The organism is Pseudomonas antarctica, from assembly GCF_900624995.1.
GTDB classification, from domain to species: domain Bacteria; phylum Pseudomonadota; class Gammaproteobacteria; order Pseudomonadales; family Pseudomonadaceae; genus Aquipseudomonas; species Aquipseudomonas antarctica.
In genome coordinates this window covers 36,237-59,689 of the sequence record NZ_UYXQ01000026.1, presented here as the reverse complement: position 1 = coordinate 59,689, position 23,453 = coordinate 36,237, and the positions used below count along the sequence as shown (strand labels likewise).

Genomic DNA, 23,453 nt, shown 5'->3' with positions numbered 1-23,453 from the left:
GACCCGAGGGCACTTCCCAACGGACGATGCTGCAACAAAATTAATCTGGTTGGGATTGCGAAATATCACTGCTAACTGGGGCAAACCGGCACATGACTGGAAGAGTGCGATGAACCAATTTGCGATTCTGTACGGAGATCGATTTATCAGGCCTACCTGGTAAAACTAAGGCCTGCCTGTCGGCAGGCCGTTACCGGCCCGCACACAAAAAATCTGACACTCTCACAACTCCCCCCGTTGAGCCGGGTTCGCTTCAGGTTTGGTTGAATACCAACCGTGCGCACAAGCCGCCCTGCTCCAGGTTATGCAGCGCAAGCTTGCACCCGATTTTGCCCACGATCATGTCCACAATCGCCAAGCCGAGCCCCGCGCCATTGGCGTTGTCCCGACTGTAAAACCGTTCGAACAAACGCCCCAGTTCCGCCTCATCAATCCCCGGACCTTGGTCCTCTACGCTCAAAAAATCAGACCCCACTCGCACCCGCACCTCACTGCCTACCGGGGAAAAGTTGAGCGCATTGCCGGTATATCACGAGCTCATGGGCAAGTTTGCCGAGTACCTGTACTTGAGCGCCGACGGTGCGGTGATCGACAAATTCCGCATCAGCCGTGGCAAGCATTCCCTGCAACCGACCATCGTGCCGCAAGACGGCCAGCGCGCCGTGGCGATGTTGCGTTACGCCGGTGAAACCCATCACCGCGTGCTCGCCAGCCGCACTGAAGACGCCAGGCAAACCTGGAGCGAGCCGTACCCGTTGGAACCGGCCACCCCAAACTCATCATTGGCGGCAGTCGCCAGCGAAGACGACGGTTTGTTGGTCGCCCTCAACGACCTGCAAGACGGGCGCTTCAAGCTCAGTCTCTACGGCACCAACGCGCAGTTCAGCCAATGGCGCACGGTGAGCGAGCTGGACCCGTCACCCGACCCGCTCGGTCAGCCGTTCTCCCACGAGGCGTACAAAAAAATCATCGGCGAAGGCTTCCGCGCCTCCAGTGGTGCCAAGCGCCTGCCGCTGGAGCAGCGCTTTCTGAGCAACCTGGATGACCGCGTGTGCAAACCCAGTGGTTGCGATTTTGAGTACGAGTCCCCCTACTTCAGCCGCAGCCCCGACGGCATGTACCACTTGGTGTACGCGTGGAATAACACCTTTATCAAACATGTCAGCTTCAACGAAGCCTGGCTGGCGGAGCATTTGTGATGGTTTGTGTGTGGTAAGCCCATTTGAGTTTTGTGCTGTTGGGGTTTGTGGCGCTGTTGATGCTGTGGCTGTGTAATGCGCTGGCGGTATGGATGTTGGCGATCGGCACCCTGGCGTTCGCGTTGCGGCTGAAGGCTTCGGAGAACTATTGGGATTACTTGGTCGATCCGCTGTTGGCGGGCTACTGCGTAGTCGCAGGATTAATGCAATTCAAACTGTGGGAGCGGGCTTGCTCGCGAATACGGCGGGTCAGGCAACAACTCTGGCACTGATACACCGCTTTCGGGAGCAAGCCCCCTCCCACATTTGATCGGCGTCGTTTTGGACATTGGGAAGGGTCAATGATGGGTGTGTTGCAATCACGCCGCCTGCGCTAAGGGTGGGCGCGATCGGGTTGGTGTTTGTGTTGCTGGCGGCGTTGCGGCTGGTGTTTTTTAATCAGCTTTTCCGGCTTGGATTTAAACACCCCGGCGCTCCTGGAAACCCTGGGCATCGGCCTGCGATTTGACCTGCGCCTGGCGGTGTTGATCCTGTTGCCGCTGGTGTTGCACGAGGGCACGTTCCCGATTATCGGCGGCGTGACCAAGGACTTCCTGCTGCAGATGCAACACGACGGCAGCTCACCGACCCTGCATGACCTGGCGGCGCAAACGCCGAGGGACGACGTGGCCGAGCAGCACCCCGACGAGTTTCAACGCTTAAAGGGGCTGACGCGCGGGCTGCATGAGCCTGTGCGGTTGATGTTGTTCAGGAACGTTCGCGAGTGATCATTTGGGCTGAAAGGTTTCGAGGTAGGCCAGGATGTTTTCAATCTTTTCCGGGTCGCTGATACCCCAGAAGATCATGCGCGTGCCGCTGACGACTTTCTTCGGCGCCTCGATGTAGGCGGCAAGTTTGTCGCGGGTCCAGACCACGCCGGAGTTTTTCATCGCGTCGGAGTACTGGTAATCCGTGGTGGTGCCGGCGGGTCGGCCGATGATGCCGTTAAGCTCTGGGCCGAAGCCGCCGCGTGCGCCTTCGCCGATGCTGTGGCAGCCGCCGCAGGTCTTGCTGAAGAGTTTGCCGCCCGCCTCGGCATCGCCCGCCGCAAAGGCCTGGCCGGTGTTGAGGATCAGGGCGAGGGTAAACAAGGCGTTCTTCATTTATGACTCCACATCGGGCAACGGTGAGCTGATTATGCCTGTATCAACCTCACTGTGCCGCTGCGGCCAACCACCGCGCAACCGCTCTAAAAAGACCACCCATCGCCCCGCACATATCCAATCGAACCTATTCACGCCCGCCCCACTCCACCTTACTGAACCCTGATGGTGGAGTAAGGATCATGGCTCAGCCATCGATTTTAGTGCTGGAAGACGACGAAATTATTCGTTCGTTAATGGTCGACGTACTGGAGGAGTTCGGGGCTCATGTCACCTCGTTTCCTTCGGCGGATGAAGGGATGATTTACCTGGAACGCGGCGACGACCCGGTGGACTTGATTGTCAGCGATATTCAGATGCCGGGTTTGCTCAACGGGTATGACTTGAGCAAGGTGGTGGCGCATCGCTGGCCGTCGGTGCCGGTAGTGCTGACTTCCGGTAATACCAAGCTGGCGGCGCAACTGGGCGGGTCCGTACGTTTTTTGCCCAAGCCGTGGAGTGCTGAACATTTGGTTGAGTGTGTGCAAAACGCACTGACTCAACAGGGCTCATCGCTGCATTGATAGCACCGCAATATCACCTAAACCGAACTTGATGCGCCGCTCTGTGGTCATTCATCACGCAAGGAGCGACCTTTCTGATTTGCCAGCCAGCCTTTTCGCCTTATGCGTGCAGTTGATGGCAACGAGTTGTGTAGAATCGTCGCCAATTTACGCGCGTCATTTATGGCCAAAAGGCCCACAGTTCGAGCTCATTGAATGCACACACAGGCCCCTGATGTTGGCGCGCCCTCATTGCTGCAAGCGTTGCGCAAAGGCACCGGCCTGCTGCATGTAGCGTTGGAAAAACGTCTGCCGTTTTTCTCTGAGCGCCTGGATGCCGACCGGTATCGGCGCCTGCTTCAGGCGTACTACGGCTTTTATGCGCCAATGGAGGCGGCGTTATACGACAGTGGCTTGATCCCCGATGGATTCGATACGGCGTTACGTGTGAAAACGCCAACACTGCTGCTCGATCTCCACGCGCTGGGCTTGACTGACGACGCCATCAGCGCCTTGCCCCGTTGCTGCGAACTCCCCACTTTCGATACTCCCACCGCCTGCCTCGGTGCCTTGTATGTGCTCGAAGGCGCAACCCTGGGCGGCCAGGTATTGCGCCGGGAAATGGCCCTGCGCCTGGGCATCGACGCAGACAACGGCGGCGCGTTCCTCAATGTGTACGGTGCTAATACCGGTCGACACTGGAAAGACTTTCTCGATTACCTGGGCCGCCAGCCACTGGACGCGCACGCCAAGCAGCGCGCAGTGGCTGCGGCCTGTTCGACATTCAGCGGCTTTGAGCAATGGCTCCTCAGCCAGGAGGTACTGCTATGAAACCCGACGATTTTGAAGAGTTGCTTGCCAACTGTGCTGACGAACCCATCCGCATCCCCGGCGCGATACAGCCCCATGGCGTGCTGCTGACGTTGTCGGAGCCGGACCTGCACATCATTCAGGTCAGTGCTAACGTCGGCACCTTGTTCGGGCACGCGCCTGAGGCGCTGTTGGGCCAGCCGCTGCACACTTTGATTGGCGCTGAACAGGCCAAATCCGTGCAGGCCGTGGCTGAACGCGGCACGTTTTTCGACGCGCCGGCGCTGCATGTCACCTTCAACGGTGCGCAATTCGAAGGTCTGCTGCATCGCCATCAAGACGTGCTGGTGCTGGAGTTCGAACCGCGCCTCGCAGACTTCAAACCCCGCGTTCTGAATGGCCGCACCGACGACCTGGGCAAAATGTTGCAACGCCTGCAGTCGGCTAAAACCCTGCAAGCGTTGTACGAAATCAGCGTGAGTGAAATACAGGCCATCACCGGTTACGACCGTGTGCTGATCTATCGCTTTGAAGAAGAAGGCCATGGCCAGGTGATTGCCGAAGCGTCTTCACCTTCTATGGAACTGTTCAACGGGCTGTTCTTCCCCGCGTCCGACATCCCCGAGCAGGCACGTGAGCTGTACCGTACCAACTGGCTGCGCATCATCCCGAATGCCGCCTATGAGCCAGTGCCGTTGCTGCCCAAGCTGCATCCAGACACCGGCAAACCGCTGGACTTGAGCTTTGCCACCCTGCGCAGCGTGTCGCCGATTCACTGCCAGTACATGCAGAACATGGGGGTGCTGTCGTCCATGAGCATCTCGTTGATGAAGGGCGACACCCTCTGGGGCCTGATCAGCTGTGGTAACCGCGAGCCTTTACTGGTGCCCAATGACCTGCGCATCACCTGCCAGACTATTGGCCAGGTGTTGTCGTTGCAGATCAGCGCCATGGAAGCCTTGGACCTCAGCCGCCAGCGCGAAGAAAAAGTCGAGGCGCTGGCCCTGCTTGATCGGGCGATGAAAGCCTCTGAGCAAAACGTGTTCGATGGCCTGGCCCAGCAGCCACACGTGCTGATGGACCTGACCTTGTCGGGTGGCGTGGCGATCATCGAAGACAAACAGCTGCACTGCTACGGCAATTGCCCGCAGCCTGAGCAAATTCGTGCGCTGCACACGTGGCTGCAAGCCAGCGGCGAGCCGGTGTTTTCCAGCCACAACCTGACCTCGGTGTACCCGCCAGCTGCAGAGTTCCAGCCAGTGGCCAGTGGCGTGTTGGCCATGAGCCTGCCCAAGCCTGTGGATAACGGCGTGCTGTGGTTTCGTCCGGAAGTGAAAGAGAACATCAATTGGAGTGGCGACCCGAACAAGCCGCTGAACCTGGAAAGTTCCGATGCTGGCTTACGCCTTCGCCCACGTACCTCGTTTGAAATCTGGAAAGTGGAGATGGCCGGGATCTCTACCAAGTGGAGCCATGGCGACCGCTTTGCCGCCAACGACCTGCGCCGTTCCGCCCTGGAAAACGACCTGGCCCGCCAAGTGTTGCGCGAGCAACAAGCCGTGCGCGCCCGCGATGATCTGGTGGCCGTGGTGTCCCACGACCTGCGCAACCCGATGACGGTTATTTCGATGCTTTGCGGCATGATGCAAAAAGCCTTCAGCTCCGAAGGCCCTCACACCTCGCGGCGGATTTCCTCAGCCATCGACACCATGCAACAAGCCGCCGGGCGTATGAACGTGTTGCTGGAGGACTTGCTCGACACCTCGAAAATCGAGGCCGGGCGTTATGTGGTCAAGCCCGTGACGCTGGACGTCAGCCAGATGTTCGAAGAGGCCTATGCGCTGCTTGCGCCGTTGGCGATGGAGAAAGGCATTGAGCTGTCGTTCAACACAGAGCAGAGCCTGCAGATCAATGGGGACCCGGAGCGGCTGTTCCAGGTGTTGTCGAACCTGATCGGCAATGCCATCAAGTTCACTCCGCGCCAGGGCAGTATCGACGTCAGCGCCGTGAGCAACGGCGAAGATATCCTGTTCAAGGTGCACGATTCCGGCGAAGGCATTGCGCCAGAACAACTGCCGCATGTGTTTGACCGCTACTGGACCCAGACTGAAAACAACCCCACCGGCAGCGGACTGGGGCTGTACATCACTCAGGGCATCGTTCAGGCCCACGGCGGGTGGATTCAAGCGAAAAGTGAGGTGGGCCAGGGCAGCGAGTTTAGCTTTACGGTGCCTAAGGCCAAGGAACAATCGCCTACCTGACGCGGTTAAAATGTGGGAGCGCGCTTGCTCGCTTCCACATTTGGGTCTCTGTTGTGTGTTGTTACACCGGCACCGGCAACACCACCACCCCGCCACCCCGGCGCTCGACCAGGGTCAGCGTGCCGCCGTGCTCCAACACAATGGCCCGCGACGGTTGAGTGGCCGTTAGCCTTGTCACGTTTTGACCCATGACGTTTATAGCCCCGTCGGCCAAGGCTTTGTAAGTTCAGGCCGCACTCACAGCGCATCTTTACTTAACAAAACACTGACATCCACTGGGTTAATCTGCGTGGCCTACTTGCACAGAGTCGTCATCCCTATGCTTCAAGCTGGCACACTGCCCGCCGTTCTTGCTGGACCGCTGCTACGCCGACTGGAGCCCCGGCGCCTGGTGGTGTGGCTGGTGGGAAGCCGCGAGCTGTCGCCAACCCTGCGGCTGCACGTTGCCGAGCATTCGCGGGATATCCCGTTGGATAAGGGCCAGTGCCAGGTGGTGCCGGTGGGCCGTCATGCCTTCATCCACTTGATCGACGTGCCGCTGGACGAGGCCCTGCCGTTGGACGTGGTGATTGGCTATGACCTGCTGATCGACAACGTCGGCATCGCCGAATGGGCGCCACACCTGCTGTATGCCGAAGGCCAACACCCGAATTTTGTGCTGCACAGCCGCATCCACCAGTTGGTACACGGCTCGTGCCGCAAACCGCACCATCGCGCCGACGAAGGCTTGCTGTGCGTCGACCGCCTGCTGGCCGAGGCACACACGCCGGGCCAACGCCCAGCCCTGCTGATGATGAGTGGTGACCAGATCTACGCCGACGATGTCGCCGGGCCAATGCTGCGCGCGATTCATGCACTGATCGCGCGCTTGGGGCTTTTTGACGAATACCTCGAAGGCGCGGTGGTGGAGGACAGCGCCAGCCTATACGGGCATCGCGCCAGCTATTACCATCGCGCCGACCTGCTCCCGGCGCTGGACAGCAACGAGACGCTGCGCGAGCGCTTTTTTGGCGGGGTGAAAAAACCGATTTTCACCAGCAGTACCGCCGACAACCACTTGGTGACCTTTGCCGAAGTGATCGCAATGTACTTGCTCGCGTGGTCGCCCACGCCCTGGACACTTATCGCGCCGCAACCACCACAACTGAGCGCCGAGCAACAGCAGCGCTATGCGCGCGAGCAGGTGCACATAGAGCAATTCCGTGGCGGCCTGCCTGGCGTCGCACGGGTCTTCGCCCACCTCTCGACGCTGATGATCTTCGACGATCACGACATCACCGATGACTGGAACCTCAGCGCCCAGTGGGAAGAGACCGCCTACGGCCACCCGTTCTCCAAACGCATCATCGGCAATGCCTTGCTTGCTTACCTGCTGTGCCAGGGCTGGGGTAACCAACCGAATGTGTTTAGCGAGCTGCTGAGTCAAACCCAGGCGCTGACAGCCCAGGCGACAGATCAGCACCTGCAGGCCGGTGCACACGATGAGTTGCTGGAAGCGCTGCTGAAATTCCAGCATTGGCATTACGTAATGCCCACCACGCCTGCCCTGGTGGTGCTCGACACCCGTACCCGGCGCTGGCGCAGCGAGTTCACGCTCAAGCAACCCTCCGGCCTGATGGACTGGGAAGCCTTGAGCGAGCTGCAACAGGCACTGCTGGACCACCCGTCGGCCATCATCGTTTCACCGGCGCCGATCTTTGGCGTCAAGCTGATCGAGACCGTACAAAAAGTGTTCAGCTGGTGCGGCTACCCGCTGCTGGTAGACGCCGAAAACTGGATGGCCCATCGCGGTGCGGCCCAGGTGATCCTCAACATCTTCCGCCACTCGCGCACGCCGGGTAACTACGTGATCCTCTCGGGCGACGTGCACTATTCATTCGTCTACGAAGTGCTGATCCGCCACCGCAACGCCGGTCCCAGGCTCTGGCAGATCACCAGCAGCGGCATCAAGAACGAATTCCCGCCGCGCTTGCTGGAATGGTTCGACCGCCTGAATCGCTGGCTCTACTCGCCGCGCTCGCCGCTCAACTGGTTCACCCGTCGCCGCACTATGCAGGTGGTGCCGCATATTCCGGAACATGCGCAAGCCGGTGAGCGGCTCTGGAATTCAGCCGGGATCGGCCAGGTATTTTTCAATGACCAGGGCCAACCTGAAGCGATCTACCAGCACAACGCAGATGGGAAGCCTCGAACGCGGATGCTGGCGCCGCAGTAAGCCACACACCGAGATTAAATGTGGGAGCCAGCTTGTCGGGTCCCCACTCAATTTGCTTCGACTGGAGTGATGGCTCATAGCCGCACCATTAAAGCAGCACACCCGCCCTATTCAAACCGCGCAAGCCCCGATGTACAGTAGCGCCAGCCACGGAGTATCGGCGTCAACAAAGACTGGCCTTGCAAGCCAGCACACGCAGGGAAGCGCAAAGATGGACGATAACCCCGGCTATAAATCGGCTCACCGTAACTTTTCCGAATTCAACGCCGACATGCTACAGGCCGTCATGGAACTGGTCAGTGACGGCATTTGGGACTGGAACGCCAATACCGGCTTCGTCTACCGCAACCCCGGCTGGTACGAAATGCTGGGCTACCCCCGCCACTCTCTGGAGAACAGTGTGTTCACCTGGGAGAACGTGATCCACGCCGAGGATTACCCCGGCGTGATGGCCGTGTTTGATGACTACATCAGCCAACGCGCGCCCCATTACCAGGCCGAGTATCGCTGCCGAAAACAAGACGGCACCTACCTGTGGATCGAGGACCGTGGCTACGTCATTGCCCGCAACCCCGACGGCTCAGTGGCGCGCATGGTCGGCGCGCACCGTGATATTCATTCACGCAAAAACTCCATCGAACAGCTCCAGAAGCGAAACCAGTCGCTGGAAGCGCTGGTGGCCGAACGCACCCGTGAATTGTCGCGGGTCAATCAGCAGCTGCAATTGCAGTTGGACGAGAACCGCTCACTGGCCGAACAGGATGCCCTGACGCGTATCGCCAACCGGTATCGCCTGGAAAAAGTACTGCTGGAGGAGTGCGAGCGTGCCGAGCGCTTCCGCTTGCCACTGGCACTGGTGGCCATGGATATCGATGACTTCAAGCCGATCAACGACCAACATGGTCACGGCATAGGCGACAAGACGCTGGTACGGGTGGTGCAAGGCTTGGAAGCCTGCGTACGCCCCGGCGATTTACTGGCGCGGTGGGGCGGTGATGAATTTATGCTGATCCTGCCCAAAAGCACCTTGGGTACCGCCAAGCAACTGGCCGAACGGGTTCGGCGCAAGACCACCGAGATACCCGCCGTCGGCGACTTCAAGGTGACCCTGAGCCTGGGTGTGGTGGAACGCCATATGGGTGAATGCCCTGCCGCGTTAATGGCACGCGCCGATCAAGCGTTGTATCGGTCCAAAGCGGCGGGAAAGGATGTGGTGTCAGAGTAAATACAGCGCCCACACTGGCCTTGCCCGATCAGCGAACCGGTGGCGCGTACTGAATACCGCCGTTGCTCCACAACGCATTGAGCCCGCGCTTGATCTTCAACACGCTGCCCTGGCCGATATTACGTTCGAACACTTCGTCGTAGTTACCCACTTGCTTGACGATTTGCACCACCCAGTCCTTGCGCAACTTCAAGTCTTTGCCGTAATCGCCGTCGGCACCGAGCAGCCGCGCAACGTCGGGGTTCTGGGTGGACTTGGCCTGCTCTTCGACGTTCTGCGAGGTGATGCCCATTTCCTCGGCATTGAGCATGGCGAACAGGGTCCACTTGACGATGCTAAACCACTCATCGTCGCCCTTGCGTACCAGCGGCCCAAGCGGCTCTTTGGAGATCACTTCCGGCAACACCACGAACTCGTCCGGGTGCGCCATCTTGATACGCTGGGCGTACAGGCCCGACTGGTCAGTGGTGAGCACGTCGCAACGCCCGGCTTCGAGGCCCTTGGCACTTTCGTCGGCGGTGTCAAAGGTGATCGGCGTGTATTTCATGCCGTTGGTGCGAAAGTAGTCCGAAACATTGAGTTCAGTGGTGGTGCCGGCCTGGATGCAGACGGTCGCGCCATCGAGTTGCTTGGCGCCTGTCACTCCCAGCTTGCTGTTCACCAAAAAGCCGATGCCGTCGTAATAGGTCACACCGGTAAACACCAGGCCCATGCCCGCATCGCGGGAGCTGGTCCAGGTGGTGTTGCGCGAGATCAAGTCGATTTCGCCGGACTGCAACGCAGTGAAACGCTCCTTGGCGGTCAACTGGCTGAACTTCACCTTGGAAGCATCGCCGAACACCGCGGCGGCGACCGCATGGCACACGTCCACGTCAATGCCGGTCATCTTGCCCGTGCTGTCCGGTACACCGAAGCCTGGCAAACCATCACTGACGCCGCACTGGATAAAGCCTTTTTTCTGGATGGCGTCGAGGGTCACGCCCGCGTGGGCGCTGCCGGCCAGGCCCACGACTGCAGCAGCGGTGATGGCGGCCAAGGTGGTCTTGAGAATTTTCATGCGAGGCACTCCCTGTCGATCTTTATTATTCGGCGCCGCACAGCCCGCGCCGGTTTATAGTGTTGCCGCGCAGTATCGACGGCTTTACATCCCTGCCACAAACGACCTTTAGGCAAAGGCTCCTTCCGATTTGGAATGAACTGCATGATTTCAAAACGCTTGACCCCTTCAATGACCGCCCTGCAGTGCTTCGAAGCCGCCGCCCGCCACTTGAGTTTCACCCGCGCCGCCCAAGAGCTGCACCTGACCCAGAGCGCAGTGAGCAAGCAGGTCGCGCAACTCGAAGAGATGCTGTGCCACAACCTGTTCGAACGGGTGCGCCAGCGTCTGTACCTGTCGCCGGCGGGCTCGTTGTATTTGGCCGAAGTGCACAAGATCCTCACCCAGGTGGACATCTCCAGCCGCTATATCCTCAGCTATGGTGGCGAGACTGAAGTACTGCGCATCGCCACTCAGCCGACGTTCGGCGACCGCTGGCTGGTGCCAAAACTCAAGGACTTTGCGGCCAAGCATCCGAACATTCATCTGGATGTGCGCAACGAGTTAGAGCCCTTCGACGTGTTACAGGCCAAGGCTGATATTGCGTTTTTCTTCGGCCAGGGCTCTTGGCCAGGGGCGCGGTGCATCGAGTTGTTTCGCGAAGCCGTGGTGCCGGTCTGCGCGCCGGGGTTTGTCGCCGAGGGCAGCGATGCTTCGTCGCGCCACACGTTGCTGCAATGCACTTCACGCCCGCAAGCCTGGCACGAGTGGTTTCTGGAACAAGGGCTGCATTCGCAGAACAGCTACCACGGGCCGCGATTCGACACGTTCTACATGTGCATTCGCGCGGCGCAATCGGGTTATGGCGTGGCGCTGGTGCCGCAGTATCTGGTCGCCGAAGAGTTGGCCAACGCCAGCCTGATGATTCCTTGGGGTTACACAATGCCCAGCGCTGGCGCGCACTTTATCGCGCACGCCGAACATGCTGGCGAGATTCCCAAAGTGAAAGCCTTCCTGAAGTGGATGGTGGACTACTTAAAAGCACATCCCGACTTTTAATAATGACCCGGCGACTTTATTTCGTTTGCGGCAAGGCCGGGCGCACGGCTTAGATAAAAACACGCCCGCCATTGCCGAGTCCGAGATTCATGAGCCGCGAAACCATCAGCCAGTCGATTTCCATCGTTCACCCCATCAGCCTCAGCCACGGCAAAAACGCCGAGGTCTGGGACACCACGGGCAAGCGCTACATCGATTTTGTCGGCGGCATCGGCGTGCTCAACCTCGGCCATTGCCACCCGAGCGTGGTCGAGGCGATTCAACAACAGGCCACCAAGCTGACCCACTACGCGTTCAACGCCGCGCCCCACGCGCCCTATATCGAATTGATGGAGCGTCTTAGCGCGTTCATCCCGGTGGCTTACCCGGTGAGCGGCATGCTCACCAACAGCGGCGCGGAAGCAGCGGAAAACGCCTTGAAGATCGTGCGCGGCGCCACTGGCCGCACGGCAGTCATCGCCTTTGATGGGGCCTTTCACGGCCGAACCCTGGCCACGCTCAACCTCAATGGCAAGGTGGCGCCCTACAAGCAAAAAGTCGGCGTACTGCCCGGCCCGGTGTACCACCTGCCCTACCCCAGCGCCGATAACGGCGTGAGCTGTGCCGAAGCCCTCAAGGCGATGGAGCGTCTGTTCAGCGTCGAAATCGACGTTGAGGACGTGGCCTGCTTCATCATCGAGCCGGTGCAGGGCGAAGGCGGTTTTCTCGCCCTTAACATTGAGTTCGCCCACGCCCTGCGACGTTTGTGCGATGCGAAAAACATCTTGCTGATTGCTGACGAAATTCAGTCCGGCTTCGGCCGTACTGGCCAGCGCTTCGCATTCTCGCGCCTGGGCATCGAGCCGGATTTGATCCTGCTCGGCAAGAGCATCGCCGGTGGCGTGCCACTGGGCGCGGTAGTCGGGCGCAAAGCCTTGCTCGACAACCTGCCCAAAGGCGGCCTGGGCGGCACGTATTCCGGCAACCCCATCGCCTGTGCAGCCGCCCTGGCCACCTTGGACGCGATGACGGATGCACACCTCAAAACCTGGGGTTCACAACAAGAAGAAGCCATCGTCAGCCGTCATGAACAGTGGCGTACGCAAGGTTTGCCCTATGTGGGTCGCCTGACCGGCGTCGGCGCCATGCGTGGCATCGAACTGGCCAATGCCGACGGCTCGCCCGCGCCTCAGCAACTGGCCCAGTTGCTGGGCCTGGCCCGGGACGCCGGCTTACTGCTGATGCCGAGCGGCAAGTCGCGACACATTATTCGGCTGCTGGCACCGCTGACCACCGAGCCCGCGGTGCTGGAAGAAGGCCTGGATATTCTTGAGGCCTGCCTCAAACAGCTGACTTAGTAGCGTGCATCGACGGGCTTACCGCCGTTGGGCCAGTCTTTGACCTTGTCCGGGAAATCCGGGCGAGGTTGGCCGGAGAAATACGCCGCCACGTCCACCGCTTCCTGGTCCGACAAACCGCCCTGCCCCAACGGGAATTTCTCGTGGAAGCCGATCGGCATGTTGCGTTTGACGAACGCCGCCGCCGTGTAGGGCCGCGCCATGCCGGCGCCGATGTTGAACGACTGATCGCCCCACAACGGTGGGTACACCTGCTCGCCGTCGGCACGCGCCAGGCCCTGGCCGTTGTCGCCGTGGCACACCGCGCATTGCTTGGCATACACCTGCTTGCCGTTTTCCAGGTCCGGCTTGATTGCAGGGTCGATCTTGCCCACGCCGCGCCCAGCGACTTTGTCTTCGGGGCGGGTGTTGTTTTTCATCCAGTCAAAGTACGCGACCATCGCCTGCATATCCGCCGATTGCGGCGGCAACGGTTGGCCATTCATCGAACGACGCAAGCAACCGTTGATGCGTTCTTCCAGCGTGACCACCTTGCCTGAACGCGGTGCATAGCTGGGGAAGAACGCCGACACGCCCACAAACGGCGAACCGTCCGCCACGGTGCCGGCGTTGAGGTGACAGCTGGTGCAGTTGAGCGAGTTACCGACATTGTTTGGCAGCAGTTCCTTGGTTTGCAGGTGCAGGCGCATGCCGCGAACCACTTGGTCGGCATTCGGTGCGGCGAGCAAGTCGGCCAGGCGTGGCGTTTCGAAGGCCGACGAATCAGTGGTGGCGGGGTTGAGTTGGTCACGCATTGTTTTTACTTGGGCGGCGCTGATCGGCGTGCCCTCGTTGCCCCAGCGGGTGCGCACGAAGCTCAGGATCTCGGCGATTTCTTGATCCGCCAACCGGCTGAAACCAGGCATGGTATAGACCCGTGGATGGGTGGCGGTTTGTGCGGTCTCCCAGCCGGTCAGGGTGATATGCAGCAGCGAAGTGGGGTTGCTGGCGACGATGCTCGGGTTGCCAGCCAGCGGTGGGAACAAGCCCTTCACGCCGCCGCCGTCACTGCGGTGGCAGTCGCTGCAAAACTGCAGGTAACCCAGGCCGCCACGGCGGGTGAACAGGTCGGCCGGCGGCGCGGCAGGTGCGTGGGCGATTGATGGCATCGGCAGATCGTCTTTGCCCGGCGGCAGGGCTTTGAGGTAGCTGGCGATGGCCGTGAGGTCGTAGTCACTGAAGTGCTGAGTACTGTGATGAATCACATCGGCCATGTTGCCCGCCACCGTGGCGAAGCGGTTTTGCCCGGTCTTGAGCAGTTGCACGGTGTCTTGCACGGTCCACAGGTTACGCAGGCTCAAGGCGCGCCAGTGTTCGACGGTTTCGCCGGCCAGGTAATGCTGGCCACTGCGCCCGTCATCGCTCATGGCTTTTTCCTGAAAAGCGATGCCGCGTGGCGTGTGGCAGGAGCCGCAGTGGCCCAGGCCTTGAACCAGATAGGCGCCACGGTTGAGCACCTCGTTACGGCCCGGGTCGGACTGGAACGGCTGTTTGTCGAGAAAGGCAAAATTCCACAGCGCCAGGCCCCAGCGTTGATTGAACGGGAAGCCCATGTCCGCCTCAAGGTTGGCCTGTTGCACGGGTTCCACGCCCTGCATCAGGTAGGCGTACAAGGCGCGCATGTCCTCATCGCTCATTTTGGCGTAGGACGGATATGGCATCGCCGGGTAAAGATTCATGCCTGTGGGCGTCACGCCTTCGCGCATCACCTTGTCGAACTGCGCGAAGGTGTAGCTGCCGATACCGGTCTCGCGGTCCGGTGTGATGTTGCTCGAATAGATCGTGCCCATCGGCGTGCTCAACTCCAGCCCGCCGGCCATCACCTTGCCTTGCTTGGCGGTGTGGCAGGCGATGCAGTCGCCCAATTGCGCAACGTATTTGCCGTGTTCAACGTCGGTGACGGCGGCGCGCAGGGGTAGCGCCAGGCAGAGCGTCGTCCCCAGCAAGGCCAGGCGGGAAAGGGGAAAGGCCATGAAATTAATCCTTTAATAACCTGGCCTGGAGTGGTCCCCTCGGCGCAGGTAGGTCATCGTTTTTATGGGTTCATCAGGCCTCTGAGTTCTAACGGATTTTACGGCGCGGGGTGTTGATGTGGGTCAGGGACAAATCGATGGACAAAACCGTGAAGTCTCAACGACTATCCACCGCCTAACCACACTGCACGCAAGCACCCCATGCTCGATATCCTCCAAGGCACGCCCCTTTGGGTGTACGCCGTTTACCTGTGGATGTGTTACTACGGCGTCAAGGCTTGCCTGGGCGGGCGTGAGAATCGCCGTTCGTTGATGATTCTGCCCGTGGTGTTGGTGGTGTGGTCGTTGATCTCACTGACGCCTTCGATACTGTCGAGCAGCGCCTGGGTGGGCGGTGCGGTGGTCGCCAGCCTGGTGGGCATGTTGCTGTTCAACGCCGAAGGCGCGCGGCTCGATGCCAATGGCGAAACCCTGGTGTTGCCGGGCACCTGGAAAACCTTGCTGATCTCGCAACTGTTCTTCGCGGTGAAGTATTACTTCGGCTACCAGCAGACGGTGCATCCGCTGCTGCTGAGCACGCCAGCGATGCTGGTGGCAGTGGGCGCCGTGTCGGGGTTAACCGTTGGTCTGTTCTGCGGGCGCGCCGTACGGCTGCAGCGGGCGCTGACGGCCTTGCGCCGCGATAAGGGCGTTGTGCTGCCTTGACCTGATCTCCCTGCCCACTGAAAATGCGCGACGCTTTTTTGTCCCGTTTACTGAAGTAGTGAAATTTCAATGTCCGATTCTTACACCGAACACTCCACCGAAGAATCCGTAACAGCCCTGCAATCCAAAGCTGAATACGAAAACGCCATCAATCTTTCACAGCATCTGCCTGCGGCCAAGATCATCAGCGAGATGGTGCTGGACGCCTTCCACACCTCCAAGGAAAGCGACCAGATCCGCGAACTGCGCGTGGCTATCCGCCAGGCCCACGACGCCTTTGACGACGATAAGGCCTACGACCTGATGGGCCAGCTCAAGCAGCTCAAAGACGCCGAGGCCGCCGACAACATCGCCCTGGAAGACCTCAGCAGCAAGTTCTCGATCAGCCGCATCCTGTCCAGCTTCAAGGACGACCCGCAGTTCCAGGAGCTGGTCTACGGCCTGGCCCTCAAGGTACTGAACCAGTCGCACCAAGCCATCAGCAACCCAAGCGCCGGCAAGGGCAAGGCCTCACGACCGAAGAAAGAAGCCGAAGTGTTTGTGATCAGCAAGGACGGCATCAGCGTCACCCTGCCGCTGCGCACGCCGCGCTCCAAGCTGAGCGTTGACCGCGAGGCGTTCGAGTTCCTGGGTTTCAGCTTTGTGGGTGAAGGCGATGAAGCCGAGCTGGAAGTCGAAAGCTTTGTGGATAACTCCGGCGCCGAGCAGCCGTTGAGCCGCAAGAGTGTGATCACTGCCTTGCAGCAGCAGACGGCGTTTGATGGGTACAGCATCGCGCAGCAGTAATACCGATGAACTAAATGTGCGAGCTGGCTTGCCTGCGATGGCATCAGCGCAGTGTGATTGACACACCGAGGTGCCTGTATCGCAGGCAAGCCAGCTCGCACAGTGGATTTGCGTCGACTCAAACGGCGGCCGCGAACACCTCACGAAAACGCTGCATCTCCTGCTTATTGCCCACTGTCACCCGCACCCAGTGCGGCCAGTCTTTCCACACTCGCCCGATGAACACGCGCTGTGCGGCCAGCTTCTCGATCACCCGCTCGGCCGGTTGCTTCACGTCGATCATGAAGCAGTTGCTCTGCGACAACGTGCAGGTAAACCCGCGGCTCTTGAGCCACGCTACGGTCTCATCACGCAACTGGGCGTTGAGCGCCTTGCGCTGTGGCAGCAGCTTGATGTCTTCCAGGCTCGCCCGGGCGCCGAGCAAGGTCACGGCTGCCGGCACATTGTCGCCACCGAACACCGCCAGCCGCTCCAGCAGCGCCGGGTGGCCGATCGCCAGGCCCAGGCGCGCGCCGGCCATGCCGTAGATTTTCGAGAAGGTGCGCAGCACCAGCAGGTCGTCGTGGTCCTTGACCCAACTGACGACGCTTGGGGTGTCGGAGAAATCGATATAGGCCTCGTCCACCACCAACACGCTGCTTTTGGGCTTGCTCGCCAGTGCCTGGCGGATCGCCTCGGTCGGGGTGATGGTGCCGGTCGGGTTGTTGGGGTTGCACAGGTACAGCATGCCCGCCAGGGGATCGGCGGCGAGCATGGCCGGCACGTCATGGGCATGCTGCGCGTCGAGGCTCACTTCGTGAACCTGCGCCTGCCACACGTTGGCAGCCTGGCGCGGCACCTCGTAGGACGGCGTGGCCATGACCAGGCTGCGGCGTGCGTTGGTAAACGCCAAGACGGCGTAGCGCAGCGCGGCCATGGAGCCGGCAAACACCGCGACCTGTTCTTCGGCGAGCCCTTGTTGCTGGGCAAACAGTCCGGCCAGCGCGTACATGTCGTTGTACGGATAACGCCCGGACGTTGCGATTGCACCCTGCATCGCTTCGCGGGCGGCGGTTGAGGGGCCGTAAGGGCTTTCGTTGTAGTTGAGCCGCACTGTATCAGCCTTGGCCGGCGGCGGGCTGGCGAGCGCCCAATCCAGGCGCGCCAGCACCGGCAACGCCGCACCGAGGGCCAGAAGGGACCGACGACTTACCCTGATCATGGGGACTACTCCTTGTAGACGGGTGATCGATTCGCACAGTGCGTACAAGGAAGTATGACGAGCAAGGTCTCGGCGGATTTAACCGAGCACCGGGGAATCAGCCCTCCAGGTAGTCAGCAATGGGATAGCGCGCGCACAAGGCTTGCACTTCGCTGCGCACCTGTTCACACGCCACAGGCTCAAGCTGGTAATCCTGCTCACCCAGCGGCGTTACGCTGCTCAGTAGCCGGCAAACCAGCGCAATAACCTGGCGTCCCCCTTCGGTGTCGAGCCTGCGCTGTGCCATGGAACCGGTGCCGATACACAGCCCGCTGGTCACCAACGACGAGCGCGTCTCACCCGGTACGCGGTGTTTGTTCACGACGATGCCGCAATGCTCCAGCGCCGACTCGGCGATGGCGCCGGTCATGGCGCCCTGCAAACGGATCAGCACCGTATGATTTTCACTGCGTCCGCCTACCACGTCGTAGCCATGGGCTTGAAACGCGCCAGCCACTGCATCGGCCAGCGTGCGAACCCGCCCCATGCAGGCGTCGAATGCCGGCGACCTCGCGTAGCCCAGGGCCGCAGCTTTTGCCGCGATCAGGTTAACCGCCGGTGCACCCTGCATGCGCGGGAACACGGCCTGATCGAGCACGCGACTGAAGGTGGAGCGCAAGCCGGGCACTTTGGTGTTGGCGTCGCGGCCCGACAGGATGAGCCCGCCGCGAGGGCCACCGAGTTGCTTGTGCGTGCAGGTGACGGTGACGTGGGCGGCGTTGATCGGGTTCGGGTGACGCCCCGTCACCACCAGCCCGGCGATATGGGAAATGTCCGCCAACAAGATCGCGCCTGCCTCATCGGCAATCGCACGAAACCGCTCGAAATCCACCACCCGCGAGTAAGCGGATGCGCCGCAAATGATGATGCGTGGCCGATGCGCGAGCGCCAGGTGACGCACCTGCGCGTAATCGATCAAGCCATCGGCGGTGGTGCCGTAGCGGATGGCCTTGTAATAGGCCCCGGTGAAAACAGCCGGGCTGCCAAGCGTGAGATCGCCGCCGTGGTCATGGGCCATGCCGAGCAATGTATCGCCAGGCTCTAGCAGCGCCGAGAGCACCTGGGCAATCGCGTTGGACGCCGAGTGCGACTGCACGCTGGCATAGTGGGCGTCGAACAGTTCCCGTGCGCGGCGAATGGCCAGGGCTTCGACCAGGTCGACGTTCTCGCAGCCGGCACGCTGGCGTTTGCCAGGCATACCTTCGGCGCTCACATTGACCAGTGCCGAGGCGCAGGCCACCAAGGTTCGCGGTTTGACCGCACAGGAGGATGAAACCAGAGAGAGCGTGCGGTGCTGGCGCGAGACTTCGGCGTCGAGCAGGCTCGCCAGCTCGAAATCTTCAGCGTGCAGATCCGCCAGGCCACGACGCAGCAGGTCGGCCTGATCTTTGAGTTGTGAGGTATTGACTGCCATGAGTGCGGTTCCCTTCCTGGGCGTTGCGTGTCGATCCGTCCTGAACCGAGGGATTTTATTAAACAGGAAATTAAACAGTAAATTAAACACTTTCCAAATTAAATGTTCTTTTTTGCACGCTCGGAGCATGGCAGAAGCACCGAAGCAGAGCCTCCGGGACTTTATTATTGGGGCCCACGCATGCAACACTCCCGCCGCCGCGACGCCGCACGCGCCGCGCACAAGGACGGCTAAGACTAAAAGGAAGTGGTGAGCACGTGATACACAGACGGGAAAAAACCGAGCACTTGAAGAGCAACATCAAGTACTTGATCAAAAGTCGCGGTGAAACGCAGTTGTCGTTATGCAGCGCCGCCGGCCTGACCAGGACCACCATCTACAACATTCTGGAAGGCAAGGTCGTCAACGTCCAGCAGTCCACCCTCCGTAAGATTTCGGATTTCTTCGGCGTCTCTTACGACGAAATTGAAACCATCGATTTTGAAGCCAAGGAAATCATCGAGAGCAGTATTTCCCCACAGGGCAACATGAACCCGGCGGCCGTGCCGGTCCTCAAGGAAAGCCTGGTTATCCAGAACCTGGATAAGCGCATTGGCGAGTTGGCGACGTTGTACCCGCTGACCTACTACTTCGGCACCTCTCACAACCTGATCGCGGTGCGACTGGAACATGCGATCCCCGGGATCAATGAACCGGGCGATGTGTTGATTGTGCAAAAAGGCTCTTCCAGCGACGGCAAAGAAAAGCTGGTGTATGACCGGGCCACCCAACGCATGCTGATTACCCTTGAAGCCTGTGCTCACTCAGATCGCCTGTGCGTGGTCGGCGATATCATTGAGGAGCGCTTCAATGACAACGTTTGAACCCGGTATCGAAAACAGCAAATACAAACTGCTGGGCTTTGAAAATGACAAGCACCTGGCCGTGATCATGGTGATCGCCACGGGCAAGGTCATCAAGCTGAAACTGAGCGAAGTACTCAACAGCGAAATAATGGACGACCTCAACAAAATGGAAGTTAAGAACATGTACAAGAAGTTCTATTCACACGGAGGGGCACTCACCGCCTACGACATAAACGACCGCAACGAAAACTCCTGGATGATTTACATCATCCTGAATTTGCTGCTGTTCACGTTTTACATCTTCACCAGTATTGCCGCGACCAAGCCTCTTTACCTGGAATCGCTGGGCATCATCGTCACGCCGGGCACGTTTCTGTACCCGCTGACCTTTTTGATCGTGGACTTGCTCAACGAGCAATTCGGCCTGCGGCTGGCCAGACGGGCTATTCTGTTTGCGTTTGCCAGTAACGCGATGATCATCATCTTGCTCTATGGCTCGACCTTCCTGCCGGGGCTGCCGGGCTGGAGGCTGGATGGGCCGTATAATGACGTCATCTTCCAAGTGTCCTCGGTACTGGTCGCCTCCTCCGTGTCGTTCCTGGTGTCGGAGAATATAAACTCGTACCTGCTGTGCAAGATCAAAGAGCTGACCAACTCCAAATACTTGTACCTGCGCCTATTCCTCAGTACGTTCTTTGCGGTCATCATCGACAGCTTTTTGTTTTGCTTCATCGCCTTCTACGGTGCCATGCAAACCAGTGACATCCTGAGCATGATCTACGTGCAGATTGCGATCAAAGTCGGCTTCGCGTTCTTCAACATCTTGCCGGCCTATGGTGCGCGCGCGTTGTTCAAGCGCTGGATCACCGGTGCCGCTGCCTGATGCAAATCAGTTAAGGAGGAACACCGTACCTGTGGCGAGGGAGCACGCTCTCTCGCCACAAAGTGCGCGGTTTAGCTCAGCTGCAACTTACCCTTCAGGCTCTGCATCACATCCGCCTTGTTCTGCAGATACTCATTCAAACCGCGTGCACGCAAGTTGCACGCGTCGCAGTTACCGCAGCCACTGCCGATGATGCCGTTGTAACAGGTCAGGGTCTGGTGGCGGACCAGTTCCAGCTGGTTGTGGTAGTCGGCCAGCGCCCAGGTTTGGGCCTTGTTCAGCCACATCAAGGGGGTTTCCAGGCGCAATCTGTATTCCATGCCCAGCTCGAGTGCCTTGTTCAGGGCTTTGACGAACTCATCGCGGCAATCGGGATAACCCGAGAAGTCGGTTTCGCACACGCCGGTAATCACGCTTTCAGCTTTAACCTGGTAGGCGTAGATCGACGCCAATGTCAGGAACAGGATATTGCGGCCCGGCACAAACGTGCTTGGCAGGCTACCGCCAGAACTGTCCACGGTCGGTACGGGAATGTTGTCACGGGTCAGGCTGCTGATGGCCAGCTCGTTGAGCAAGGACACATCCATGACTTTGTGAACGGTGGCGCCCAGCTGCTTGGCGAGCTTCTGCGCGACTTCAATTTCCGCCACATGGCGCTGGCCATAGTCGAAGGTGATGCAGTGCACTTCGTCATACAACGGCAGTGCCTGGATCAGACAGGTCGTCGAATCCTGCCCGCCACTGAACACCATCACGGCTTTTTTACTCATTACGTTGCTTCCTGCATGTGTAGAAGGTGGGAATAGTTTAAAGGGCATGCCATAAAAAACCCCGCGCTTCTTGCAAAGGCGGGGTTTTTTAATGCTTGAACGATCAGTGAGCGTAGGTCAGCAACAGCTCTTTCGGCACTTGGAAATCCAGGGACATCATCACGCTGAGCGCGGTGATGGTGAAGATCGAGAACACGAACAGCTTGCGCGCCCAGACGGTGTCATCCACCGCCTTGTAGCCGGTCCAGGCCATGTACAACCAGTACATGCCCATGGCCGCGGCGACGGCGAGGTAGCTCATGCCGGCGTAGCCACTGAAGGTCAACATCAAGGTCGCCACGAGGAAGGCCAGGATGTAGAGCAGGATGTGTTTCTTGGCCACCTGGATGCCACGCTTGACCGGCAGAACCGGAATCGACGCCGCCAGGTAGTCATTGAAGCGGAAGATCGCGATGGCATAAGAGTGCGGCATCTGCCACAGGCTGAACATCACCAGCAGCACCAGCGCGGCCATGTCGAAGCTATTGGTCACCGCCACATAACCAATCACCGGCGGCATCGCCCCCGACAGACTGCCCACCAGCGTGCCGTGAACCGACTTGCGCTTGAGGTACAGGCTGTAGAGCCCGACGTAGATGACAAAACCGATCACGGCAAACAGCGCCGCCAGCGGGTTGGCCACCTTGTACAACAACACCACACCGGCGATACCCAGGACGGTCGCGAACAGCAGTGCCAGCTTCAGGGAGATCAGGCCCTGGACCAGCACGCGATTCTTGGTGCGCTCCATCTTGATATCAATGTCACGGTCGATGCAGTTGTTGAACACACAACCGGAAGCGACCACCAGGGAGGTGCCGATCATTGCAGCCAGGAATATGGCCAGATCGACATGTCCCTTGGAGGCCAGGAAGAAACCGCCTGCCACAGAAAGCACGTTACCGAAAATGATCCCCGGTTTGGTGATTTGGATAAAGTGCTTAAGCGACATCGGGTCTTACCTCACTTCGCCATCATGAACGTATGGATGCTGAACATGATCCATATCGACAGGCCAACCAGCAGCAGGATCACAAGGCCTGCGAACACGAACGCAATCACGTTATCGCGCTGCTCTTTGGAACGATCCAAGTGCAGGAAGTACACCAGGTGAACCAGCACCTGAATCACCGCGAATGCCAGAACGATCATCAAGGTGATCGATTTCGGCAGGGTCGGGTACATCACCAGACCAAACGGGATGAGCGTCAGGATTACCGACAGGATGAAGCCGATGGCGTACGACTTAACGCTGCCGTGGCTCGAATCATGGCTGTCATGGTCATGGGAGTGTGCATTAGCCATTACAGAGTCCCCATCAGGTAAACAACGGTGAAGACGCAGATCCAGACCACGTCCAGGAAGTGCCAGAACAGGCTCAGGCAGCTCAGGCGAGTCTTGTTGGTGTTGGTCAGGCCGTGCTTATTGACCTGATACATCATCACCGCCATCCACAGCAGGCCGGCAGTTACGTGCAGACCGTGGGTGCCTACCAGCGTGAAGAACGCGGACAGGAAGCCGGAACGGTGCGGGCCGTAGCCTTCGGAGATCAGCAGGTGGAACTCGTTGATCTCCATGCCGATGAAGCCCAGGCCGAACAGGAAGGTCAGTGCCAACCAGCTCAGTACGCCTTTCTTGTTGCCCTTGTAGAAGGCCAACATGGCGAAGCCGTAGGTGATCGAGCTGAACAACAGCAAGGCGGTTTCGCCGAGCACGTAAGGCAGTTCGAAGATGTCGTGGCCCGACGGGCCACCCGCTACGTTGTTTACCAGTACCGCGTACACCGCGAAGATCGACGCAAACAAGATGCAGTCGGTCATCAGGTAGAGCCAGAAACCGAATACGGTCATTGGCCCCGAGTCGTGGTGATGGTCATCGTGCCCATGGTCATCGACATGGGCGTGTCCAGCATTGGTCACTAAGTTCGACATGG

The 23,453-nt window shown here is 59.5% G+C and carries 20 protein-coding genes and 5 pseudogenes; 15 read left to right on the top strand and 10 right to left on the bottom strand.

Annotated features, from left to right (window positions below; translation table 11 throughout):
• Positions 1-163: pseudogene (locus E0F99_RS15835) on the top strand (IS256 family transposase); the annotation flags it as partial.
• 90 nt (positions 164-253) lie between these two features.
• Here the strand turns inward: E0F99_RS15835 and E0F99_RS15830 are convergent.
• Positions 254-520, bottom strand: a pseudogene (locus tag E0F99_RS15830) (sensor histidine kinase); the annotation flags it as partial.
• Here E0F99_RS15830 and E0F99_RS15825 point away from each other — a divergent pair.
• The 3 pseudogenes from E0F99_RS15825 to E0F99_RS15815 all read left to right on the top strand — a co-directional run.
• A pseudogene (locus E0F99_RS15825) lies at positions 519-1,199 on the top strand (exo-alpha-sialidase); the annotation flags it as partial. The pseudogenes E0F99_RS15830 and E0F99_RS15825 overlap by 2 nt on opposite strands.
• A gap of 32 nt (positions 1,200-1,231) precedes the next feature.
• Positions 1,232-1,471 (top strand): annotated as a pseudogene (locus E0F99_RS15820) (hypothetical protein); the annotation flags it as partial.
• A 258-nt stretch (positions 1,472-1,729) separates the two neighbouring features.
• A pseudogene (locus E0F99_RS15815) lies at positions 1,730-1,966 on the top strand (sulfatase); the annotation flags it as partial.
• On the opposite strand, the gene E0F99_RS15810 reads toward E0F99_RS15815, so the two are convergent.
• The gene (locus tag E0F99_RS15810) at positions 1,967-2,341 is read right to left on the bottom strand and encodes a c-type cytochrome (RefSeq protein WP_083356845.1); all 375 of its coding nucleotides are present in this window, start codon (positions 2,339-2,341) and stop codon (positions 1,967-1,969) included.
• Between the two features lie 182 nt (positions 2,342-2,523).
• Between E0F99_RS15810 and E0F99_RS15805 the strand changes: the two genes are divergently transcribed.
• From E0F99_RS15805 to E0F99_RS15785, 5 genes are all read left to right on the top strand, one after another.
• Positions 2,524-2,904, top strand: coding sequence for a response regulator (locus E0F99_RS15805; RefSeq protein WP_083356844.1), 381 nt, complete (start codon positions 2,524-2,526; stop codon positions 2,902-2,904).
• A 195-nt stretch (positions 2,905-3,099) separates the two neighbouring features.
• Positions 3,100-3,714 carry a biliverdin-producing heme oxygenase gene (locus E0F99_RS15800; protein WP_083356843.1) on the top strand — a complete coding sequence of 205 codons (615 nt, stop codon included), beginning with the start codon at positions 3,100-3,102 and terminating at the stop codon, positions 3,712-3,714.
• The gene (locus tag E0F99_RS15795; protein ID WP_083356842.1) at positions 3,711-5,954 is read left to right on the top strand and encodes an ATP-binding protein; all 2,244 of its coding nucleotides are present in this window, start codon (positions 3,711-3,713) and stop codon (positions 5,952-5,954) included. Before E0F99_RS15800 ends, E0F99_RS15795 begins: the two co-directional genes overlap by 4 nt.
• 319 nt (positions 5,955-6,273) lie before the next feature.
• A complete protein-coding gene (locus tag E0F99_RS15790) occupies positions 6,274-8,169 on the top strand; it encodes an alkaline phosphatase D family protein (protein ID WP_083356841.1) in 1,896 nt (631 codons plus the stop codon).
• 211 nt (positions 8,170-8,380) lie between these two features.
• A complete protein-coding gene (locus tag E0F99_RS15785; protein ID WP_083356840.1) occupies positions 8,381-9,394 on the top strand; it encodes a sensor domain-containing diguanylate cyclase in 1,014 nt (337 codons plus the stop codon).
• Between the two features lie 28 nt (positions 9,395-9,422).
• Here the strand turns inward: E0F99_RS15785 and E0F99_RS15780 are convergent, their stop codons facing one another.
• Entirely contained in the window at positions 9,423-10,451 is a 1,029-nt protein-coding gene (locus tag E0F99_RS15780; protein WP_083356839.1) for an amino acid ABC transporter substrate-binding protein, read from the bottom strand.
• 144 nt (positions 10,452-10,595) lie between these two features.
• On the opposite strand from E0F99_RS15780, the gene E0F99_RS15775 reads away from it, so the two are divergent.
• The gene (locus tag E0F99_RS15775) at positions 10,596-11,489 is read left to right on the top strand and encodes a LysR substrate-binding domain-containing protein (protein ID WP_083356838.1); all 894 of its coding nucleotides are present in this window, start codon (positions 10,596-10,598) and stop codon (positions 11,487-11,489) included.
• A gap of 89 nt (positions 11,490-11,578) precedes the next feature.
• Positions 11,579-12,826, top strand: coding sequence for a 2-aminoadipate transaminase (locus E0F99_RS15770; RefSeq protein WP_083356837.1), 1,248 nt, complete (start codon positions 11,579-11,581; stop codon positions 12,824-12,826).
• Here the strand turns inward: E0F99_RS15770 and E0F99_RS15765 are convergent.
• On the bottom strand, positions 12,823-14,838 hold the full coding sequence (locus E0F99_RS15765; protein ID WP_083356836.1) for a c-type cytochrome: 2,016 nt from the start codon (positions 14,836-14,838) through the stop codon (positions 12,823-12,825). The genes E0F99_RS15770 and E0F99_RS15765 overlap by 4 nt on opposite strands.
• A 201-nt stretch (positions 14,839-15,039) precedes the next feature.
• Here E0F99_RS15765 and E0F99_RS15760 point away from each other — a divergent pair, with 201 nt between their 5' ends.
• Positions 15,040-15,543: a DUF6622 family protein gene (locus E0F99_RS15760; protein WP_083356835.1), complete on the top strand. Its 504-nt coding sequence runs from the start codon at positions 15,040-15,042 to the stop codon at positions 15,541-15,543.
• A gap of 69 nt (positions 15,544-15,612) precedes the next feature.
• Positions 15,613-16,329, top strand: a complete 717-nt coding sequence (locus E0F99_RS15755) for a hypothetical protein (protein ID WP_083356834.1) — start codon at positions 15,613-15,615, stop codon at positions 16,327-16,329.
• A 118-nt stretch (positions 16,330-16,447) separates the two neighbouring features.
• On the opposite strand, the gene ptaA is transcribed toward E0F99_RS15755, so the two are convergent.
• Both ptaA and E0F99_RS15745 read right to left on the bottom strand, forming a co-directional pair.
• Complete coding sequence (ptaA, locus tag E0F99_RS15750; protein WP_083356833.1) at positions 16,448-17,530, bottom strand: pyoverdine biosynthesis transaminase PtaA; 1,083 nt, start codon at positions 17,528-17,530, stop codon at positions 16,448-16,450.
• Between the two features lie 97 nt (positions 17,531-17,627).
• The gene (locus E0F99_RS15745) at positions 17,628-18,983 is read right to left on the bottom strand and encodes a serine hydroxymethyltransferase (protein WP_083356832.1); all 1,356 of its coding nucleotides are present in this window, start codon (positions 18,981-18,983) and stop codon (positions 17,628-17,630) included.
• A 257-nt stretch (positions 18,984-19,240) separates the two neighbouring features.
• On the opposite strand from E0F99_RS15745, the gene E0F99_RS15740 reads away from it, so the two are divergent.
• Positions 19,241-19,846, top strand: coding sequence for a helix-turn-helix transcriptional regulator (locus tag E0F99_RS15740; protein ID WP_083356831.1), 606 nt, complete (start codon positions 19,241-19,243; stop codon positions 19,844-19,846).
• Positions 19,833-20,711 (top strand): queuosine precursor transporter, encoded by an 879-nt coding sequence (locus E0F99_RS15735; protein WP_083356830.1) that lies wholly within the window; start codon positions 19,833-19,835, stop codon positions 20,709-20,711. The genes E0F99_RS15740 and E0F99_RS15735 overlap by 14 nt, the downstream gene beginning before the upstream one ends.
• Before the next feature lie 71 nt (positions 20,712-20,782).
• On the opposite strand, the gene queC is transcribed toward E0F99_RS15735, so the two are convergent.
• The 4 genes from queC to E0F99_RS15715 all read right to left on the bottom strand — a co-directional run bounded on the left by queC (position 20,783) and on the right by E0F99_RS15715 (position 23,451).
• Entirely contained in the window at positions 20,783-21,481 is a 699-nt protein-coding gene (gene queC / locus E0F99_RS15730; RefSeq protein WP_083356829.1) for a 7-cyano-7-deazaguanine synthase QueC, read from the bottom strand.
• Positions 21,482-21,584: 103 nt separating this feature from the next.
• Positions 21,585-22,472, bottom strand: coding sequence for a heme o synthase (gene cyoE, locus E0F99_RS15725; RefSeq protein WP_083356828.1), 888 nt, complete (start codon positions 22,470-22,472; stop codon positions 21,585-21,587).
• An 11-nt stretch (positions 22,473-22,483) separates the two neighbouring features.
• Entirely contained in the window at positions 22,484-22,825 is a 342-nt protein-coding gene (gene cyoD, locus E0F99_RS15720; protein ID WP_017734785.1) for a cytochrome o ubiquinol oxidase subunit IV, read from the bottom strand.
• The gene (locus E0F99_RS15715; protein ID WP_010206435.1) at positions 22,825-23,451 is read right to left on the bottom strand and encodes a cytochrome o ubiquinol oxidase subunit III; all 627 of its coding nucleotides are present in this window, start codon (positions 23,449-23,451) and stop codon (positions 22,825-22,827) included. The genes cyoD and E0F99_RS15715 overlap by 1 nt, the downstream gene beginning before the upstream one ends.
• Positions 23,452-23,453 lie beyond the last annotated feature (2 nt).

Bases quoted from the DNA above. Each gene is read 5' to 3' on its own strand.
- cyoE (WP_083356828.1), bottom strand. From the start codon at position 22,472: ATGTCGCTTAAGCACTTTATCCAAATCACCAAACCGGGGATCATTTTC.
- E0F99_RS15805 (WP_083356844.1), top strand. From the start codon at position 2,524: ATGGCTCAGCCATCGATTTTAGTGCTGGAAGACGACGAAATTATTCGT.
- E0F99_RS15775 (WP_083356838.1), top strand. From the start codon at position 10,596: ATGATTTCAAAACGCTTGACCCCTTCAATGACCGCCCTGCAGTGCTTC.
- E0F99_RS15810 (WP_083356845.1), bottom strand. From the start codon at position 2,341: ATGAAGAACGCCTTGTTTACCCTCGCCCTGATCCTCAACACCGGCCAG.
- ptaA (WP_083356833.1), bottom strand. From the start codon at position 17,530: ATGATCAGGGTAAGTCGTCGGTCCCTTCTGGCCCTCGGTGCGGCGTTG.
- E0F99_RS15800 (WP_083356843.1), top strand. From the start codon at position 3,100: ATGCACACACAGGCCCCTGATGTTGGCGCGCCCTCATTGCTGCAAGCG.
- E0F99_RS15770 (WP_083356837.1), top strand. From the start codon at position 11,579: ATGAGCCGCGAAACCATCAGCCAGTCGATTTCCATCGTTCACCCCATC.
- E0F99_RS15795 (WP_083356842.1), top strand. From the start codon at position 3,711: ATGAAACCCGACGATTTTGAAGAGTTGCTTGCCAACTGTGCTGACGAA.
- E0F99_RS15745 (WP_083356832.1), bottom strand. From the start codon at position 18,983: ATGGCAGTCAATACCTCACAACTCAAAGATCAGGCCGACCTGCTGCGT.
- E0F99_RS15760 (WP_083356835.1), top strand. From the start codon at position 15,040: ATGCTCGATATCCTCCAAGGCACGCCCCTTTGGGTGTACGCCGTTTAC.
- E0F99_RS15790 (WP_083356841.1), top strand. From the start codon at position 6,274: ATGCTTCAAGCTGGCACACTGCCCGCCGTTCTTGCTGGACCGCTGCTA.
- E0F99_RS15785 (WP_083356840.1), top strand. From the start codon at position 8,381: ATGGACGATAACCCCGGCTATAAATCGGCTCACCGTAACTTTTCCGAA.
- E0F99_RS15735 (WP_083356830.1), top strand. From the start codon at position 19,833: ATGACAACGTTTGAACCCGGTATCGAAAACAGCAAATACAAACTGCTG.
- cyoD (WP_017734785.1), bottom strand. From the start codon at position 22,825: ATGGCTAATGCACACTCCCATGACCATGACAGCCATGATTCGAGCCAC.
- E0F99_RS15755 (WP_083356834.1), top strand. From the start codon at position 15,613: ATGTCCGATTCTTACACCGAACACTCCACCGAAGAATCCGTAACAGCC.
- E0F99_RS15780 (WP_083356839.1), bottom strand. From the start codon at position 10,451: ATGAAAATTCTCAAGACCACCTTGGCCGCCATCACCGCTGCTGCAGTC.
- E0F99_RS15765 (WP_083356836.1), bottom strand. From the start codon at position 14,838: ATGGCCTTTCCCCTTTCCCGCCTGGCCTTGCTGGGGACGACGCTCTGC.
- queC (WP_083356829.1), bottom strand. From the start codon at position 21,481: ATGAGTAAAAAAGCCGTGATGGTGTTCAGTGGCGGGCAGGATTCGACG.
- E0F99_RS15715 (WP_010206435.1), bottom strand. From the start codon at position 23,451: ATGTCGAACTTAGTGACCAATGCTGGACACGCCCATGTCGATGACCAT.